Here is a 17,126-nt window from a genome sequence, read left to right on the forward strand (position 1 = left end):
TGGTCCTTCTTGGGGACCATGCCTTCCAAGACCACAAATGAAACCTCAAGATCTCGATACGATTCTGAACGAGTCGAACGCAACCTACATCGCTGAACTTTATGCGCGCTACACGGAAAGCCCGACTGCGGTTGACCAAAGCTGGGCAGAGTTCTTTGACGGGTTGCAGGACGACGCCTCCGCACTCCTCGCAGAAATGCGTGGGCCAAGCTGGCAACCACGGGAAACCACGGTTGTTGGCGGCATGGAGGGATACGACGTCTCACAAGGGTATGCCGAACGTCCGGTCCAAGCGGCCTATGCGCCGGCAGCCTATTCCGCACCTGCTGGTGGATCGGTTAATTCCGACGCCATTCGTGCGGCAGCCAATGACTCTATTCGCGCACTGATGCTGATCCGATCCTTCCGTGTGCGCGGACATCTGGAAGCAAATCTTGATCCACTGGGCCTTGCCCCGCGTGAACCACATCCGGAACTTGATCCCAAGACCTATGGCTTTACCGAGGCCGATCTGGACCGTCCGATTTTCATTGCCAATGTACTTGGCCTTGAGACCGCGACAATCCGTCAGATCGTATCGATGGCACGCAAAACCTATTGCGGGTCGATCGGTATTGAATTCATGCACATTCAGGAACCTGAACAAAAAGCATGGATTCAGCAGCGTATCGAAAGCATCGGTAACCAGACGCAGTTTACCGCACGTGGCAAGGAAGCCATCCTTGACCGCCTGATTGCTGCCGAAGGGTTCGAAAACTATCTGCACACCAAATATGTCGGTACCAAGCGTTTTGGTATTGATGGTGGTGAATCCCTGATGCCGGCAATGGAACAGATCCTTAAACGCGGGAGCCAGCTTGGCATCCGCGAGGTTGTGTTCGGTATGCCGCACCGTGGTCGCCTGAACGTTCTTGCCAACGTCATGAGCAAGCCGTTCCGTGCGATTTTCTCGGAATTCATGGGTAATCCGTCCAAGCCGGACGACGTGATGGGCTCGGGGGATGTTAAATATCACCTTGGGACATCCGCCGACCGCGAATTTGATGGCAATGTTGTTCACCTCTCGTTGACGGCAAACCCGTCACACCTTGAGGCGGTCAACACGGTTGTCCTTGGTAAGGTTCGTGCCAAACAGTCCCAACGCAAAGACACCGAACGTGAGCAGGTTATGGGTATCCTCCTGCATGGCGATGCGGCCTTTGCCGGTCAGGGCCTTGTGGCAGAAACCTTCGATCTGTCGCACCTCAAAGGCTATCGTACCGGCGGTACGATCCACTTTGTGGTCAACAACCAGATCGGTTTCACGACCAAACCAACAGATTCCCGTTCTTCGCCTTATTGCTCGGACATTGCCAAAGTCGTTCAGGCACCAATCCTGCACGTCAATGGCGACGATCCCGAAGCAGTGGTCCATGCGGCACGTATCGCGACTGAATTCCGTCAGGAGTTCAAACAGGACGTCGTCATCGACATGTTCTGCTATCGCCGCTTTGGCCATAACGAAAGTGACGAACCGGCATTCACCCAGCCTAAGATGTATGACGTGATCGGCAAACATCCGACCACCAAGGACATCTATGCCAAACAGCTGATCAAGGAAGGTCTTCTGACCGAAGATCGCATCAAGGAACTGGACAAATCGTTCCAGGATTATCTTGATGACGAATTCAAGGCGTCGGAAAATTACCGTCCGAACAAGGCTGACTGGCTTGAAGGTAAATGGTCGGGTCTTGCATCCTCGCACGGCGAAGATGCGGACTGGACCGGTGATACCGGCGTTGCCGACGATCTGCTGGCCGAAGTTGGTCGTGCATTATCGACCGCCCCTGCTGATTACGACATCAACCGCAAAATCCTTCGTCAGTTGAAGGCCAAAGCCAAGATGTTTGAAACCGGCGAAGGTATCGACTGGGCAACTGCCGAAGCCATGGCATTCGGAACTTTGATGTGCGAAGGCACACCGGTTCGTCTGTCTGGTCAGGATTGCCAGCGCGGGACGTTCTCGCAACGTCATGCCAAGCTGATTGATCAGACCAACGAAGCAAAATACACCCCGCTCAATAACATCCGCACCGGTCAGGCCGAGCTTGAGGTTCTCAACTCGCCGCTGTCTGAAGCAGGTGTTCTTGGCTTTGAATATGGCATCACCCTTGCAGAACCGCATTCATTGGTTCTCTGGGAAGCCCAGTTCGGTGATTTTGCCAACGGCGCACAGGTCATCATTGACCAGTTCATCAGCTCGGGCGAAGCCAAATGGCTGCGTATGTCGGGTCTGGTGATGCTTCTGCCGCACGGTTACGAAGGCCAGGGCCCAGAACATAGTTCTGCACGTCTGGAACGTTACCTGCAGCTTTGTGGTGAAAATAACATGCAGGTGGCGAACGTCACGACACCGGCAAACTATTACCACATCCTGCGCCGTCAGATCCGCCGTTCGTTCCGTAAACCGTTGATCCTGATGACGCCGAAATCGCTTCTGCGTCACAAACAGGCTGTATCCTCGCTGTCCGAATTCGGCACGGGGACCAAATTCCTGCCGGTGATCAGCGAAAGCGGAAAAATGGTCGCTGACAGCAAGGTCAAACGCGTCGTTCTGTCGTCGGGTAAGGTCTATTACGACCTTCTCGCCGAACGTGAAAACCGTGGCATCGAAGATGTTGCGCTTGTGCGTGTCGAACAGCTTTATCCGTGGCCGGAACAAGAACTTGCCACGGAACTGGCCAAATATCCGAATGCTGATGTTGTCTGGTGCCAGGAAGAATCCGAAAACATGGGTTCGTGGTACTACGTCGATCGTCGTATCGAAGGCACACTTGCCAGCATCAAACACAAGACGGGTCGTCCCGTCTATGTCGGTCGTGCAGCATCCGCTTCGCCGGCAACGGGTCTTCTTAAGGCTCACTTGCGTGAACAGGCCGAACTTGTCGATGCGGCACTAAGCGTCAAATAACTTTACCGGACGGGCGAGCAATCGCCCGTCCGATACGTTCATTTAGAATTCATTCGCATCACGGCAGGCCCACACTGCCTGATTGAAAAAACGGTCGAGGAAAAAATGGCGACTGAAGTTAAAGTTCCCGCACTGGGCGAGTCTGTATCCGAAGCCACAGTGGCGAAATGGTACAAAAAAGTTGGTGATGCTGTTGCAGCCGATGAACCGATTGTCGAACTTGAAACCGACAAAGTGACGGTTGAAGTCAACTCACCGGTTGCCGGCGCGATTGCCGAACTGGTTGTTGGCGAAGGCGACGAGGTTGAAGTTGGCGCCCTGATCGCCATGATCACCGAAGGCGCTGAAGGTTCGGCTGCGGCGGAACCAGCCAAGGACGAGGCACCAGCCGAGAAAAAAGAAGAAGCACCGGCGAAGAAAGAAGAAGCCAAACCGGCTCCTGCTGCTGCGCCTGCTTCGACGACCGCATCAAACAGCGACCACCCGTTGGCCCCTGCTGTTCGTAAACTGGTCGAAGACAAAAATCTTGATCCGTCAAAAATTCCGGCTTCGGGTAAAGACGGTCGTCTGACCAAGGGCGATGTTCTGAACTTCCTTGAAGGCGGCGGATCGGCATCGCGTTCTGCAGCCCCGGCGGCGGCTCCTGCCCCGGCAGCACCGAAGCCTGAGCGTGACCTGCGCGACGGTGAAGAACGTGTCAAAATGTCCAAGTTGCGCCAGACCATCGCGCGCCGCTTGAAAGAAGCCCAGAACACCGCGGCCATGCTGACCACTTATAACGAAGTGGACATGACCAACCTTCTGGCATGCCGTAACAAATACAAAGAAGGTTTTGAGAAGAAACACGGTGTGAAGCTTGGCTTCATGTCCTTCTTCATCAAAGCCTGCACCACGGCACTCAAAGAATGGCCTGCTGTTAATGCCGAAATCGACGGCACCAGCTTCATCTATAAAAACTACTGCGATATCGGCGTTGCTGTCGGCACCCCGCAGGGTCTTGTTGTTCCAGTTATCCGTTCGGCAGAAGAAAAGAACTTTGCTGATCTGGAAAGCACCATTGTCGATTTCGGCAAGCGTGCGCGTGACGGCAAACTCGGCATGGATGAAATGAGTGGCGGTTCGTTCACCATCTCGAACGGTGGTGTATTTGGATCGCTTCTGTCGTCCCCGATCCTCAATGCACCGCAGTCAGGTATCCTCGGCATGCATAAAACCCAGATGCGCCCGGTCGCAATCGACGGCAAAGTCGAAATTCGCCCGATGATGTATCTGGCACTGTCCTATGACCACCGTGTCATTGACGGCCGCGAAGCGGTTTCGTTCCTGGTACGCGTCAAGGAATGCATCGAGAACCCAGAACGCATTCTGCTCGACATCTGATCAGACAAAAGGATCAAAGAACTCATGAGTGAGAACTACGACGTTGTCGTGATCGGTGGCGGTCCTGGCGGTTACGTTTGCGCCATCCGCGCCGCACAGCTTGGTCTTAAGGTTGCCTGCGTTGAAAAACGCGGCACCCTTGGCGGCACCTGCTTGAATGTCGGGTGCATTCCATCCAAAGCCCTGCTGCATTCCTCGCACCTGTTTGAGGAAGCAACCGAGCATTTCGATACCCATGGCATCGAAGTCAGCAAGCCGAAGGTCAACATCGAAAAGATGATGGCCCGTAAGGACAAGGTTGTTGACGGAAATGTCAAAGGCATCGAGTTCCTGTTCAAAAAGAACAAGATTACCTATGTCAAAGGTGCTGGCGAAATTACGTCGCCGACCACCGTTAAGGTTGCTCTTCTCGATGGTGGCGAAGAAACCATCACCGCCAAGAACATCGTGATCGCCACGGGGTCGGAAGTTACCCCGTTGCCGGGTGTTGAAATCGATGAGAAAAACATCGTTTCGTCGACCGGTGCACTGGTTCTTCCGAAAGTGCCGAAAAAGATGGTTGTCATCGGTGCTGGCGTGATCGGGCTTGAGCTTGGTTCTGTCTGGCGTCGTCTTGGTACCGAAGTGACCGTGATCGAATTCCTTGATCGTATCCTGCCGGGCATGGATGGTGAGTTGGTCAAACAGACACAGCGCATCTTCGCCAAACAGGGTCTTGAATTCAAACTGGGCCATAAGGTTACCGGTGCGAAATCAACCAAGTCTGGTGTGACTTTGACTGTGGAACCATCCAAGGGTGGCGACGCAGAAGAAATCAAAACAGATGTCGTTCTGGTCGCGATTGGTCGCCGTCCGTTTATCACTGGCCTTGGTCTTGATAAAGCTGGCGTCGAGCTTGACGAACGTGGTCGGGTTAAAACCGATGAACACTTCCAGACCAATGTTGGTGGCATCTTTGCCATCGGCGATGCAATCGCCGGTCCGATGCTGGCCCATAAGGCCGAAGAAGACGGTGTTGCCCTTGCCGAAATGCTGGCTGGCGAAGAAGGCCATGTCGATTACGGCAAGGTCCCCGGTGTTGTTTACACCTGGCCGGAAGTTGCAGCTGTTGGCAAAACCGAAGAGCAGCTGAAGGAAGAAGGCGTTGACTATAAAGTCGGCAAATTCCCCTTCACCGCCAATGGTCGCGCCAAGGCAATGGAAAGCACGGAAGGTTTCGTCAAAATCCTCGAAGACAAGAAAACGCACCGTGTTGTCGGCGCGCATATTGTCGGCCCGGCTGCTGGTGACCTGATTGCCGAAGTGGTTCTGGCGATGGAATACGGCGCATCCGCCGAAGACATCGCGCGGACCTGCCACGCCCACCCGGCTCTTGGCGAATCCGTCAAGGAAGCGGCGCTGGACGCGGACAAACGCGCAATCCACATGTAATCTATCCGTCATCGGATGATCGAAACGGTCGCCCTTGCGGGCGGCCGTTTTATTTTGTCTGATGGATAAATTGGCCCTGCCAAACACCGGCTTATTTTGTATGATGATTTAACTTTTCCAGCCTGAGGATCGCATCCCATGACTTTATCGATCGGACTTGTTGCCCACGACCGTCGAAAACGCGAAATGGCAGATTGGCTGGAAACCCATAAGGCACAGTTCACGGGCTCGCGGATTTTTGCAACCGGCACCACGGGTCGCGTGCTTCAGGAACGGTTTCCCGATCTTGATATTGTCGCCTTGAAAAGCGGGCCTTTTGGCGGAGATCAGCAACTTGGATCGATGATTGCACATGGCGAATTGCAGGCGATGTTCTTTTTCACCGACCCGATGACGCCCCAACCCCATGATGTCGATGTACGCGCCTTGATCCGGCTTGCCAACATGTATGAAGTTCCGATTGCGTGTAACCGCAGTACAGCCGACCTTCTGATCAGCAATCCGAATTTTGAAGAAATCTGCGAACAATATCGCGGTCATTCCCCAGAACAGGCCTTTGCCGATTACACCAATCGCAAGGTCTGACTGATCCCAAAAGATTTTCGCAAAGCGCCGCGCCACCCGCTGCACAACAGCAAACAACTGTGACCGCCCCATGCAAGTCGCCTATGAACTGATCGCCGCCATCTTTCCGATCTTTGCCGCCATTTTGGTCGGGGCCGCATTAAAACGCTATCTGATCACCGGGGCGGATATCTGGGCCGGGATTGACCGGCTGACCTATTATCTATTGCTGCCGTCGCTTTTGATTGTCGAGATTTACCGGGCGGATTTCTCACGCGGTAATGCTGGTACAGCTGTTACCGTCACTCTGTTTGCGACCCTTGGTCTGTCAGCAGTATTGTTGCTGTTGCGCCCAGTGATTACACGCAATACACCGCTGTTCACGTCGATTTTTCAAGGATCAGTTCGCTATAACAGCTATGTGCTGCTCGCCGTTGCCGATGCGTTTTACGGCAGTGCGGGGCTTGCACTGGCCATTGTCTTTATCGCGGTGATGGTGATTGCCACCAATATGCTCGGTGTTGTGGTTCTAAGCGCGTTTAGCGGGGGCAAAAGCAACCTGAAACGCATCTTGGGCGGGATCATTAAAAACCCGATCATTCTGGCTGCCGGGGCTGGGGCCGTCCTGAATATCAGTGATATTCACGTGCCGGTTCCAATCGAAAATACGGCGGCTCTGTTCAAGACCGCAGCCTTGCCGCTTAGCCTTTTATCAGTTGGGGCCGGATTGCGCTTTGTGCTGGACAAGCAGGCATTAGGCGCAATTGCATTGGCCACCACCATCAAACTTGCCGTCCTGCCGGTGATTACCGGCGTTTGCCTGTATCTGGCCGGTATCGATGGCATGGTTTTGGCCATGGGGGTTCTATATGCTGGCATGCCGTGTGCTGGGAATGCCTATATCCTCGCACGTCAGTTGAATGGCGATCCCGATGCCATGGCGTCCATTATCACGCTTGAGACGTTACTCTCCGCCTTCAGCGTTGCTGTCATCGCCGGTGTATTGAGCATCAATTGAGGCGGCATGCGCGGCATACTCGCCGTCATAGCCACACGCCGCCAAACCAGCCCGCATCAGTTCCGGCGGTGGGGCATCGACAATCACCGGATCACGTTCGGCATGGAACGGCACGATGATCTGACGCGATAGCAGCATGAGCGTTGGGGGTTCACCAAAAATCGGCGGTTCATCACCACGACCATAAAACGGGTCGCCAATCACCGGATGACCGATGTGGTCGAGGTGGACGCGCAGCTGATGGGTACGCCCGGTATGGGGTACAAGTTCCAGCCATGTGATATCGGCCCCATCGGCGTCCTTGCCACGCCCGAGCACCTTGTATTCGGTCTTGGACGGTTGACCGTCTTCGTGGACCAGCATGGTCCAGCCGCTTTCATCGTTGGTTTTCCCAATCGGGGCATCAATGAAGCCATGATCATCGGCCATCGCACCACGCACCACCGCCCAATAGGATTTACCGATTAGTTTCTCGGTAAACAGGCGGGTGATTTTTTTCGATGATTTTGGATGACGGCACAGCAACAGGCAGCCCGCCGTATCACGGTCCAGCCGATGGGCCAAAGTTGGTTCGGGCTGAATGCCAAATTTCAAATCAGGCAAATAGGCATCGACATGGAAATAGGTCTTAGGCCCACCATGAGACGCCAGTCCCGGCGGCTTGTTCAGCACTATGATGTTTGAATCACGATGCAATACATGCGCGATGAGGTCTTCGGCAATCGGGTGAAGCATGGCGTGGCCTTTCATATCTGCCCCTGCTTTACCCCATCCAGACATTTGCAGCAATGATCATGACGTTTGATCCACACTCCCCTGATGTGCGTAACAAGAAGAGATCACCAATACCGTGTGACACCAACATTTGTCGGGAAACGCCATGATTGCGGTCCGTAAAACTTTGCCTGCCTCTTTGACTGTTGCCACGATCAGTCTCCTGACCGGGCTGCTGATCAGCGCCAATGCCCGTGCTGATGACATTGCCGGGCCAAATGCAACAGGGAAGGTCGCAGAGGTCTCAGCACTGACGTCTGCATTTGACAGTCCACAGACCTGTCGGAACTTTGACCCGATTGAGCGGTACGGCAATGAACTGCGGTTTCAGATCCGGCGTAATGATTCCCCGGTCGGCAATCACATCGTCCAATTCCATCGCGGCACCGACGGCGTTCAGGTCGTCGCCCAAAGTAACATCGATGTCTCGTTCCTTGGCTTTAACGCATACAGTTTCCGCTACCGATCTGAAAGCCTGTGGCAGGATGGCAAACTTGCAGCACTTTCGGTCAAGGTTGACGATGATGGTGATCAGACAACAATTAACGCGAAACAAAACAACGGACAGTTGCTTGTAACCGGCCCTGACGGTGAGAAGGCTCTTCCCGCCGGGATTTTCCCAACAGACCACTGGAACTGTGGTGTTTTAAACAGCACATCTGTTCTCAACACGCTAACCGGCAATGCCAATGATGTGACAATTGAGGCCAAAGACCACGAACAACTGCGCACGACCAGCGGGATGCTCATGGCAACGCATTTCACCTATAGCGGCGATCTCATCACCAACGCATGGTATGATCAGGACGGGCGCTGGGTCGGGTTGCAGTTTGAGGCAAGTGATGGGTCGACCATCATATATCGCTGCATGAATTGTATGACCAGAACCGGACAAAAGGATCGGGGATGATAAAAAGCTTCAAAACCATCTGGATTGTCGGCGCATCTGCCGGCATTGGCGCGACCTTAGCGGAAAAATTTCAGAGTTGCCCAACAGATGCAGACCAAAAAGTCATTATTTCGGCGCGAAACGCAGACTCCTTGCAAAAACTGGCAGACGACAAACCCGACATGAAAGCCGTGCCGCTAGACATCACCGATGTCGATGCAGTCAAGGCGGCCGTGGAGGCAATCGAAGGTGAGTTTGGTCTGCCAGACTTGGTCGTTCTGGCAGCGGGTATCTATTCACCAATGGCAGTTGGCGCATTTAGTGCTGCAACCATCAAGGATCACCTTGAAACCAACTATATGGGCATCGTGAATTGTTTGGAGCCGTTATTGGCCAAAATGCGTGCCCGCAAATCGGGCGAGATCGCGGTTATGGCATCTGTTGCCGGATATCGCGGGCTGCCAAATGCCGGGGCCTATGGCCCGACCAAGGCGGCATTGATCAATTTGTGTGAAACACTACATGCCGAGCTGGAAGGAAGTGGCGTTTTATTGCGTCTGGTCAATCCGGGTTTTGTCAAAACGCGCCTGACCGAAAAGAATGATTTCGACATGCCGCATTTACAAACACCTCAGCAGGCCGCCGATTTCATGTATCGTGAGCTCTGTGAAAGCAATGATTTTGAAATCGCTTTTCCACCGGCTTTTGTGCGTCAGTTAAAACTAGCGCGTATTTTGCCCTATCGGATGTATTTCAAACTGATGCGCAAAATGGTGAAAAAATGACCGACACAACCGGCCGTCAACGCCACCTGATCGCGGCCTATAGTGCCTATTATGAAAATCTGTCGCCTGATACTGTCGATCAGTTATCAAGCATGGTGACGGCCGATTTCGCGTTCACAGATCCATTTACAACCGTGATCGGCCCCGACAAGGTTTGTGCCTATTTGGCCAAAACCTTTAGCGAAACCGAAAACCCGAAATTTGACGTCACGCACACGGCCTTTGACGGCGACATGGCCTTTCTGCGCTGGACATTTAGCGCAAGAATGCGGGTGATTGGTCAGTGGGATATCACCGGAATGACAGCGCTAACATTCAATAAAGACAAGAGCTTACTAACATCGCATGTCGATCATTGGGATGCCTCGCAAAATTTCTATGCCAAAATCCCGGTACTGGGCTGGTTTATTCGGCGGCTTGCACGGCGGGTTGCGGCTTTGTAAAGAAAAGCGTTACTTCGCCAATCTCAAACCCCCACTTTTTCACCCGGGCGCGGTTCACCAGAACGCCGTCGGGTTGCAAAAACATCCAGTCATCAAAACTCACCCGCCACGACCCGTCACCTACTTTTAAATCCATGTCATATGACCAGTTAAGCGCATTGCCATACTGACTGCCGATGGCATCGCCAATAATGTCGTCAGCCTGACCCTGATAGGAATGATCGCCTGTTTTGCGAATGGTCCAGACGCGCTGGTCTTTTTCGCCGTCGTCATAGAGAAACCGCTCGTCGAGTGTCAGAACATCGTTTTCGATGGTCCCGGTGATGTCGACGGTAAATTGACGGCGCAATTTCCCAAACCGATCCTCAAAAATCCCCCAGGCCCGGCTTTCGCCTTCGAAATAGTCGAACACATCGAAGCGGGGTTGTTTTTGCGCAAAATCCTGCGGTTTCATCGACCCACATCCGGTTAGCACCACGATAAAAAACAGCACCATAGAATTTCGCAGCATCAGCTTGCTCCTGTTGTTTTCAAAGACCCAAGATCAAACGTTGCGGCGTAACAGGCGCCGACGAATGGCAACCTGATGTGATGCGTCCAACGGAAAACCCCACATCATCCCGATTGCTCCTGCTTTCAATACGATAGGGATCACCGCATAGATCAGCACCAGAACGATCAATGCCGAAGAATTATCAGAACGCCCCTCGGTCAAACCAAACGCCCCTAAAATAGGCAAGGCAATGCCCGCAGCCAACGCCATGGCAAGCTTGTTGGTCATGTTCCAAAGTGCGAACAAAAGGGCTGTGCGACGTTTACCAAACCGGAAGCGGTCCCAGTCATCAACATCCGCCTGAATGGCCGGCGGCAAGGCAAGATCGGCCCCCAATGCCGCCCCGGTAAAAATACAAATCACGGCAAAGCCAAGCGCATCCCCGGCATTGAGAACAGGGACAAACATAAACGCAACGATCGCAAGCACCATCGCGGCACACCAGATGCGGTGTTTCCCCATCCGGGCGGCCAAGACCACCCACAGCGGAATGGCAAAGATGGCAGCAGCAAAATAAAGCAGGATCAGAAGGTTTTCTGTTTCCTGGTCAAGTTTGAGGTAATAGCGCACAAAAAGCGGGAAGCAGACCGCAGGCAACCCGGCCGCCAGACCATTGATCATCCATGCAGACAAAAGACGTACGAACAAACCGTTCTGACGCAGGCTTCTGATTCCAAGGCGCACTGTAGCCTGAAGGCTGTCAGGGTTGCCGCCATCAGATGTTCTATGCTGCGCAACACGGTCAGGAACCCGCCAGATCATAAGGGCAATAAAGATCGCCCCAAGAATGATTGTCACAATGGCAAGCGTTTCAACTTCACCCGCCCGACTGGAATGGGTCATCACAACGGGTATTCCGCCCGCGAGGACAATGCCCAGCAATCCCGCCCCTTCACGCATGGCGGTTATCGAGGTCCGTTTTTTATAATCACCAGAAAGATCCGCCCCCCACGCAAGATAGGGCACCTGAAACAAGGTCCAGCCAAGAAACAGGATACTGGCCCATAAGAACAAGTAACCCGCACTCGGGCTTGGCGGCGGTGTAAACAGGAACCAAAGCCCGATGCCCGCAACCACCGCACCGATGCCAACCCATATTTTGCGTTGGCCACTACGGTCCGAAAGCCACCCCGCCAGCGGGTCTGTCATCATGTCGATAATGCGCACCAACAATAAAACAGCACCCGTGATGCCAAGCCCAAGACCAAGATCGTCGCCATAGTAGCTTGGCAACAACACATACGCCGGAATTGTCGGCACGGCTGCCGCCATCGCCGGAAGTGCATATAAAACCGATGAAAGTCTGCTGGTATCAGGATGGGGCATTGTTGGGGTGCTCAATCACAAACAAACCAACGTTGATCGAACCCTGCTCGAACCCGGTTTCGCAATAGGCGAGGTAATATTCCCACATGCGTTTAAACCGCTCGTCAAACCCCTGTTTTGAAATATCCTGCCATGCATGCTGGAAACGGCGCTGCCATTCCGCCAAGGTGCGGGCATAGGACAGGCCAAAGAATTCAGAATGTTGCAAATACAGGCCGGCATCATTCACCGCTTTCACCAACGCGGTCGGGGACGGCAACATGCCGCCGGGGAAGATATAGCGCTGAATGAAATCAGCCCCCTTGCGGTAGGTTTCAAACCGGTCATCATCAATTGTGATGATCTGCAAAACCGCCTTGCCGCCGGGGCGCAGTCGTTTTCGGATCATGTCGAAATAGTTTGGCCAGTGTTCTTCGCCTACGGCCTCAAACATCTCAATCGAAACGATTTTATCGAATTTTCCGTCCTGCTCACGGTAATCGCGCAGGATAATGTTTGTGCGATCATTAAGCCCCTGCATCAAAAGACGGCGGCGGGCATAGGCATGCTGTTCGTTCGATAAGGTCAAACCGGTCACATTGCAGCGGTATTTCGCCGCTGCCAGTTCGGCAAACCCACCCCAGCCACAGCCAACTTCAAGTACAGTTTCACCCGGTTGAAGACGTGCCAAATCGCAAATACGTTCGTATTTCGCATCCTGGGATGCTTCAAGCGTCATGTCGGATTTCGTGTAATAGCCAGACGAATAGGTCATGCCCGGATCAAGCCACGCCTCATAAAACCGGTTGCCCAGATCGTAGTGATAGGAAATGTTGCGTTTTGAGCCTTCAAGCGTGTTGCTGTTGCGTAAATGGCCTAGGCGGGCAATCGTACGCGACAAGAAACCACCCGCGAGCCGGGCCTGAACGATGGCTTCATTGAGCATCGCAACACGCATCAGACGGGTAATGTCCGGGCTGCTCCAGCCACCATCCATGTAAGCTTCGGCAAAGGCAACGTCCCCCCCCGTTGCCAACCGGCGCAGAGCATCCCAACGGTGGACCTGAATAACGGCCTGCAGGTCGGTTTCCTGTTCGCCGGTAAAATGCAGACTTTCGCCATCTGGCAAAATGGTCGTCAGTCGACCGTAATGCAGATGCGCAAGAACATGGCGTAGCATCGATTTCAAAATACTGCGACTGCCCGTCATGCTGCCAAGCATCGGGACGAGACGGTCACGCAGGGGATTACCAAAAACAGAAGCAGTACGATTGCGGTTGGGCATTTCTTGTTATCTCTTTCCTGCTTGGGCCGCCTTCGTCCCAGTTGCCAGCACGTATGTCACCGGATGTGATGGTGGGGCTGGTCGTTTGTGGAATGTCATCCCTTTGCGCCACAGAAGGAGGGCCTCCCAATGGATTCCCGCGACAACTTTTAATGTCATCAGCGGATAACGGATGAACGCTCCTAATAGTTTACGGTCAGACAATTCATTTCGATCACCCGCAAACACCGCATTTAGAAACGCACCCTTGGCATCGGTTTCGCGAATGCCAAGGGCAACATTGTCGCCCGGCATACGAATGCGGAAATGATAATCGGCCTCCATATCGATAAAGGGCGATACATAAAATCCCTTGGCACAGGACTGACGAAGCACACCTTTTTTATCAATATCGTTTTCCCCGACCGGGATCAGATAGCTATGACGATCACCAAAGGTGTTTGACACTTCATAGATCACCGCCCCCACCGATCCATCAGACCGGTGACAAAAGTAAACAGACAGCGGATTAAACACGAACCCCAGCAATCGCGGGTAACACAGCAGTTCGATCTTATGCGTACAGTCACCCAGATTATTAGCGGTTAAAACCGTCTCAAGCCGGGTGCGCAAATCGGTTTTTGCGCATGCTGCTATGCCGCCGCCTTTGATGCTGCCATGATCGCTATCGTGAAATGAAAACAGGTTGAACCGATTGCGGCTGAACAATCGAAGTCGTGCCGCGATATCGTCGATTTCATCAAGATCAAGCAGGAAGGAAAACACCCGATACCGCAATTTATGCTTTTTGGGGCGCAGGCGGTGATGGGTGACGACACCCTCATATAAGGCAGAGGCAAATGTTTGCGTCATGCGGCCTCGCTGCCTTGCACAGGGGCGCGTTCGGTAACGTGAATGCGCCCGCTTTCATTTTCGACCGTCCATGGTCGGCGTACGTTACCAAGGGCCTCGGCGACCGCAAGGCCCGACTGAAGGCCATCTTCATGGAAGCCATAGCCAAAGTAACTGCCACAATACCAGATGTTATCCACCCCCTGTATCGACCACAGGTCTTTCTGGGCAGCCATCGCACCGGCATCAAACAACGGATGATCATACAGGAAGGACCGGATGACACTTCCGTCGCGCGGATGCTGGGCCGGGTTCAGTGTGACGAAAAGCGGTTTTGCATCATCAAGGTGCTGCAAACGGTTCATCCAATAGGTCACGCAGACTTTTTGTTCACCATCCTGTTCTTCAGCCAGATAGTTCCAGCTTGACCAAACCTTGTGATTCTTTGGCATCAGGCTTTCATCATCATGCAGGATCGCCAGATTGCGTTCGTACTTGAAGGCCGACAGCAACCCACGCACCCGAGGGTCCGGGGCATCTTGCAGTGCCAGTGCCTGATCGCCGTGGCAGGCCAGAACAACGTGGTCATATTCATCACGTTTGCCGTATCGGTCTTCGACATATGCCCCGCCCGATGCGGTGCGCCCGACCTTTGCAATTGCACGATCAAGAACAACACCGCCGGAAATACCAGCAGTCATGCGTTTTACATATTCGCGTGATCCACCAACAACCGTGCGCCACTGCGGGCGGTCCTTGATTTGCAGAAGTCCGTGATTTTGACAAAACCGCACGAAAGCCGCGAGCGGATAGGCCATCATGGTATCAACCGGGGTTGACCAGATCGCGGCCCCCATGGGCAAAAGGTGATCGTTGATGAAGGACTGCGAGTACTTATTGTCACGCAGATAATCGCCAAGACTGGTTGTTTCTGCGGTGCCATCCTCAAGTGCGGCCGGGGCTTCACGGTAAAACCGTAAAATGTCACGCACCATTTTCCAAAAACGCGGGCGCAGAATGTTGCGTTTTTGCGCAAATAGCGCGGCCAAATCTGCCCCGCCATATTCAAGGCCGCCATTATCCATGGAGGCGGCAAACGACATATCGGTTTCTGTCGTTTTCACATCAAGATAATCAAACAATGCGCAAAGATTGGGGTAGCAACGGGTGTTATAAACAATGAAACCGGTATCAACCGGCGTATCCCCGGCATCAACAGTGTTGGAATGGCCGCCGGGGCGGTCATCCTTTTCATATAACGTCACATTGTGGGACTGGCTTAGCAGCCACGCGGCGGAAAGCCCGGATATACCCGACCCGACAACCGCTACATTTAGTTTCCCCGACGTGACGTTGTTCATATGCGTTTGGCCCGCTTGCAGTGTTATGATTAAAACTACATATAACTACGCAAGACACCAAGTTCTGGATCACTTGTTCGTTTGCCTCAACCAAGTTTGTAAGTGACTGGCAAAAAACGTATAATTAGCAGTGATCTGATCGTTCGCGGCCGCCGTAAGATTTTGCATGATGAACATGATCTTGGCGCGGCCCCAAGGGGGACCTGAAACCAGAATGAGCGGCACCGTTACCAAACGCCCCGGTCCGGCCGACCCGGCCGAGGCAAAGAAATGTGCCGATTGGATCGTTTCCGTTGCGGCGATACGTGACCGGGAGGCGTTTGCGCGTCTGTTCGCGCATTTTGCCCCACGGGTGAAAGCGTACATGTTCCGGTTTGGTGGCAATTCCGAAACCGCCGAAGAACTGGCTCAGGAAGCAATGATGCAGGTTTGGCGTAAAGCACACCTGTTTGATCCTTCAAAGGCCGCCGCAAGTACATGGATCTTCACAATCGCCAGGAATCTTCGCATTGACAGGTTCCGGCAACGCAAACATATCGAGGTTGATGATTCTGACACGGCATTGATTGTTGATACGGACCCGCTGGCAGACGAAGTTGTCAGCCGTGATGAGCACGCGGTCCTTGTCAAAGCTGCAATGGAAGAATTACCAACCGACCAAAAGATCGTTGTTGAATTGTCGTTTTTTGAAGATTGCTCGCACAGCGAAATTGCTGAACGCCTTGATATCCCGCTCGGAACGGTAAAATCCCGATTGCGGTTGGCTCTTGGCAAGATGCGTGGCGGACTGGAAGATCTCGCATGAATATTAAACATCATCCAACAGACCAAACCTTGATGGATTACGCCAGTGGCACGATGTCGCAGGCGATGGAACTTCTTGTGGCAACGCACATGACCGTGTGTCCGCACTGCCGCGACAAAGTTGCCGAATTTGAAACCATGGGCGGGGCTGTTCTTGAAAATGTGACCCGCATGGAAATGGCCGATCATTCGCTTGATCACGTGATGGCAATGCTCGAACGTGAAACGGCCAATGAAAACCCGGCAGTGCAAGAATTACCAATGACGCGCAGGATTGCCGTTGGGGAAAGCATCACCGGCAGTGCCATGCCGTCCATCCCCACTCCGTTGGTCAAATTTTTGCCTGACAACGTGCTGTCACTTGAAGATGTGCCGTGGAAGACGCTTGCACCGGGTGTTAAGCATTTTCAGCTGAAGTCGGTCGAGAGCAAAGGCACGGTACGGCTGATGAAAATCGCACCCGGCGTTTCGATCCCCGACCATGGCCATCACGGTCATGAGATGACCTTGCTGCTTAAAGGGTCCTATATCGATGATATCGGGCGGTTCCGGGCGGGTGATGTGGCCGATCTGGATGATGATGTTGATCATCAACCGATTGCCGATACTGCCGAAGAATGCATTTGCCTGATTGCCACCGATGCTCCAATGAAATTCAGCGGGTTTTTGCCAAAATTGCTACAACCTTTCTTTGGCATTTAAGGCACGATTACCAAATCCAACTGCGTCCCAACGCAGAAAGCCCCGTTGGCA

General features: G+C 53.3%; 16 protein-coding genes. 10 read left to right on the forward strand and 6 right to left on the reverse strand.

What is annotated here, in order from left to right; all coding sequences use genetic code 11:
* Positions 1 to 37 precede the first annotated feature (37 nt).
* From AMM48_RS13540 to AMM48_RS13560, 5 genes are all read left to right on the forward strand, one after another.
* On the forward strand, positions 38 to 2,950 hold the full coding sequence (locus AMM48_RS13540) for a 2-oxoglutarate dehydrogenase E1 component (protein WP_102784451.1): 2,913 nt from the start codon (positions 38 to 40) through the stop codon (positions 2,948 to 2,950).
* A gap of 105 nt (positions 2,951 to 3,055) precedes the next feature.
* Complete coding sequence (gene odhB / locus AMM48_RS13545; protein ID WP_022731743.1) at positions 3,056 to 4,330, forward strand: 2-oxoglutarate dehydrogenase complex dihydrolipoyllysine-residue succinyltransferase; 1,275 nt, start codon at positions 3,056 to 3,058, stop codon at positions 4,328 to 4,330.
* A 24-nt stretch (positions 4,331 to 4,354) separates the two neighbouring features.
* A complete protein-coding gene (gene lpdA, locus AMM48_RS13550) occupies positions 4,355 to 5,761 on the forward strand; it encodes a dihydrolipoyl dehydrogenase (RefSeq protein ID WP_102784452.1) in 1,407 nt (468 codons plus the stop codon).
* Positions 5,762 to 5,899: 138 nt separating this feature from the next.
* Positions 5,900 to 6,346 (forward strand): methylglyoxal synthase, encoded by a 447-nt coding sequence (locus AMM48_RS13555; protein WP_022731745.1) that lies wholly within the window; start codon positions 5,900 to 5,902, stop codon positions 6,344 to 6,346.
* Between the two features lie 70 nt (positions 6,347 to 6,416).
* Complete coding sequence (locus AMM48_RS13560) at positions 6,417 to 7,343, forward strand: AEC family transporter (protein ID WP_102784453.1); 927 nt, start codon at positions 6,417 to 6,419, stop codon at positions 7,341 to 7,343.
* Here the strand turns inward: AMM48_RS13560 and AMM48_RS13565 are convergent.
* Positions 7,290 to 8,093 carry an RluA family pseudouridine synthase gene (locus AMM48_RS13565; RefSeq protein ID WP_102784454.1) on the reverse strand — a complete coding sequence of 268 codons (804 nt, stop codon included), beginning with the start codon at positions 8,091 to 8,093 and terminating at the stop codon, positions 7,290 to 7,292. The two genes, AMM48_RS13560 and AMM48_RS13565, sit on opposite strands and share 54 nt — an antisense overlap.
* A gap of 130 nt (positions 8,094 to 8,223) precedes the next feature.
* Here AMM48_RS13565 and AMM48_RS13570 point away from each other — a divergent pair, with 130 nt between their 5' ends.
* Genes AMM48_RS13570 through AMM48_RS13580 form a run of 3 tightly spaced genes read left to right on the forward strand, consistent with a single transcriptional unit; the run spans position 8,224 to position 10,234 of the window.
* Positions 8,224 to 9,027 (forward strand): DUF6134 family protein, encoded by an 804-nt coding sequence (locus AMM48_RS13570; protein WP_102784455.1) that lies wholly within the window; start codon positions 8,224 to 8,226, stop codon positions 9,025 to 9,027.
* Positions 9,024 to 9,791, forward strand: a complete 768-nt coding sequence (locus AMM48_RS13575; protein WP_102784456.1) for an SDR family NAD(P)-dependent oxidoreductase — start codon at positions 9,024 to 9,026, stop codon at positions 9,789 to 9,791. The genes AMM48_RS13570 and AMM48_RS13575 overlap by 4 nt, the downstream gene beginning before the upstream one ends.
* Positions 9,788 to 10,234: a nuclear transport factor 2 family protein gene (locus tag AMM48_RS13580; RefSeq protein WP_102784457.1), complete on the forward strand. Its 447-nt coding sequence runs from the start codon at positions 9,788 to 9,790 to the stop codon at positions 10,232 to 10,234. Before AMM48_RS13575 ends, AMM48_RS13580 begins: the two co-directional genes overlap by 4 nt.
* On the opposite strand, the gene AMM48_RS13585 is transcribed toward AMM48_RS13580, so the two are convergent.
* From AMM48_RS13585 to AMM48_RS13605, 5 genes are read right to left on the reverse strand one after another with little or no spacing between them, the layout of a single operon-like run.
* A complete protein-coding gene (locus AMM48_RS13585) occupies positions 10,197 to 10,745 on the reverse strand; it encodes a DUF3833 domain-containing protein (RefSeq protein WP_022731753.1) in 549 nt (182 codons plus the stop codon). The genes AMM48_RS13580 and AMM48_RS13585 overlap by 38 nt on opposite strands.
* Positions 10,746 to 10,778: 33 nt before the next feature.
* Positions 10,779 to 12,113, reverse strand: coding sequence for an MFS transporter (locus tag AMM48_RS13590; RefSeq protein WP_102784458.1), 1,335 nt, complete (start codon positions 12,111 to 12,113; stop codon positions 10,779 to 10,781).
* Positions 12,100 to 13,377 (reverse strand): cyclopropane-fatty-acyl-phospholipid synthase family protein, encoded by a 1,278-nt coding sequence (locus AMM48_RS13595; RefSeq protein ID WP_102784459.1) that lies wholly within the window; start codon positions 13,375 to 13,377, stop codon positions 12,100 to 12,102. Before AMM48_RS13595 ends, AMM48_RS13590 begins: the two co-directional genes overlap by 14 nt.
* A 6-nt stretch (positions 13,378 to 13,383) precedes the next feature.
* Complete coding sequence (locus tag AMM48_RS13600; RefSeq protein WP_102784460.1) at positions 13,384 to 14,229, reverse strand: DUF1365 family protein; 846 nt, start codon at positions 14,227 to 14,229, stop codon at positions 13,384 to 13,386.
* Entirely contained in the window at positions 14,226 to 15,569 is a 1,344-nt protein-coding gene (locus tag AMM48_RS13605; RefSeq protein WP_102784461.1) for an FAD-dependent oxidoreductase, read from the reverse strand. The genes AMM48_RS13600 and AMM48_RS13605 overlap by 4 nt, the downstream gene beginning before the upstream one ends.
* Positions 15,570 to 15,783: 214 nt before the next feature.
* Here AMM48_RS13605 and AMM48_RS13610 point away from each other — a divergent pair, with 214 nt between their 5' ends.
* Positions 15,784 to 16,374: a sigma-70 family RNA polymerase sigma factor gene (locus AMM48_RS13610; protein WP_240626451.1), complete on the forward strand. Its 591-nt coding sequence runs from the start codon at positions 15,784 to 15,786 to the stop codon at positions 16,372 to 16,374.
* Complete coding sequence (locus AMM48_RS13615; protein ID WP_022731759.1) at positions 16,371 to 17,075, forward strand: ChrR family anti-sigma-E factor; 705 nt, start codon at positions 16,371 to 16,373, stop codon at positions 17,073 to 17,075. The genes AMM48_RS13610 and AMM48_RS13615 overlap by 4 nt, the downstream gene beginning before the upstream one ends.
* The last annotated feature ends 51 nt before the right edge of the window (positions 17,076 to 17,126 follow it).

It is taken from the genome of Thalassospira sp. GB04J01 (genome assembly GCF_000751115.1).
Classification (GTDB): domain Bacteria; phylum Pseudomonadota; class Alphaproteobacteria; order Rhodospirillales; family Thalassospiraceae; genus Thalassospira; species Thalassospira lucentensis.

Excerpts from the sequence above, each read along its gene's own strand:
- AMM48_RS13570 (WP_102784455.1), top strand. The coding sequence starts at position 8,224 with ATGATTGCGGTCCGTAAAACTTTGCCTGCCTCTTTGACTGTTGCCACG.
- AMM48_RS13600 (WP_102784460.1), bottom strand. The coding sequence starts at position 14,229 with ATGACGCAAACATTTGCCTCTGCCTTATATGAGGGTGTCGTCACCCAT.
- AMM48_RS13590 (WP_102784458.1), bottom strand. The coding sequence starts at position 12,113 with ATGCCCCATCCTGATACCAGCAGACTTTCATCGGTTTTATATGCACTT.
- AMM48_RS13580 (WP_102784457.1), top strand. The coding sequence starts at position 9,788 with ATGACCGACACAACCGGCCGTCAACGCCACCTGATCGCGGCCTATAGT.
- AMM48_RS13605 (WP_102784461.1), bottom strand. The coding sequence starts at position 15,569 with ATGAACAACGTCACGTCGGGGAAACTAAATGTAGCGGTTGTCGGGTCG.
- AMM48_RS13540 (WP_102784451.1), top strand. The coding sequence starts at position 38 with ATGAAACCTCAAGATCTCGATACGATTCTGAACGAGTCGAACGCAACC.
- AMM48_RS13565 (WP_102784454.1), bottom strand. The coding sequence starts at position 8,093 with ATGAAAGGCCACGCCATGCTTCACCCGATTGCCGAAGACCTCATCGCG.
- AMM48_RS13610 (WP_240626451.1), top strand. The coding sequence starts at position 15,784 with ATGAGCGGCACCGTTACCAAACGCCCCGGTCCGGCCGACCCGGCCGAG.
- AMM48_RS13595 (WP_102784459.1), bottom strand. The coding sequence starts at position 13,377 with ATGCCCAACCGCAATCGTACTGCTTCTGTTTTTGGTAATCCCCTGCGT.
- AMM48_RS13585 (WP_022731753.1), bottom strand. The coding sequence starts at position 10,745 with ATGCTGCGAAATTCTATGGTGCTGTTTTTTATCGTGGTGCTAACCGGA.
- odhB (WP_022731743.1), top strand. The coding sequence starts at position 3,056 with ATGGCGACTGAAGTTAAAGTTCCCGCACTGGGCGAGTCTGTATCCGAA.
- AMM48_RS13560 (WP_102784453.1), top strand. The coding sequence starts at position 6,417 with ATGCAAGTCGCCTATGAACTGATCGCCGCCATCTTTCCGATCTTTGCC.
- AMM48_RS13615 (WP_022731759.1), top strand. The coding sequence starts at position 16,371 with ATGAATATTAAACATCATCCAACAGACCAAACCTTGATGGATTACGCC.
- AMM48_RS13555 (WP_022731745.1), top strand. The coding sequence starts at position 5,900 with ATGACTTTATCGATCGGACTTGTTGCCCACGACCGTCGAAAACGCGAA.
- AMM48_RS13575 (WP_102784456.1), top strand. The coding sequence starts at position 9,024 with ATGATAAAAAGCTTCAAAACCATCTGGATTGTCGGCGCATCTGCCGGC.
- lpdA (WP_102784452.1), top strand. The coding sequence starts at position 4,355 with ATGAGTGAGAACTACGACGTTGTCGTGATCGGTGGCGGTCCTGGCGGT.